The sequence below is a fragment of the Brucella sp. 22210 genome, assembly GCF_052045675.1.
GTDB lineage: Bacteria > Pseudomonadota > Alphaproteobacteria > Rhizobiales > Rhizobiaceae > Brucella.
The window spans coordinates 1-379 of record NZ_JBQEPD010000182.1 but is presented as its reverse complement, the minus strand read 5'-3'; the positions used below and the strand labels follow the sequence as shown (position 1 = coordinate 379).

The window sequence follows — 379 nt, the reverse complement described above, 5'->3', positions numbered from 1 at the left end:
ACACCAATTCGGAAGCCGACCGGCAGGCATACTTCGATGCTGTCAGCAAATGGTTCCAAGATCGCCATTATCGTCGCATGGATGCCGAACGCGCCCTCGCATCCCATCCAGTAGCGGATAAGCCCGACGAAGCGGGGGCGCAGGGGGAAGGATGGCTGCCGATTGAGAGCGCGCCGACGGATGGGACAATCGTTCTGTTGGGGTGGAATGACCCAGACATAGAAGAGATAGGCGCTGTGGCTGGCTGGTACGAAGGCGGCCCCGCTGACAAGTGCTGGTACGACCAGTACCACGAACCAGTAACCGCAACGCACTGGATGCCTTTGCGTCCTCTCCCCACCCCTCCAAGCGGCGAGGTGGTGTGATGAAACTCTCTGAA

The 379-nt window shown here is 59.6% G+C and carries 1 pseudogene; it reads left to right on the top strand.

The annotated features are described in order from the left end of the window. Positions 1–365: pseudogene (locus tag ACTJKP_RS27245) on the top strand (hypothetical protein); the annotation flags it as partial. Positions 366–379: the final 14 nt, after the last annotated feature.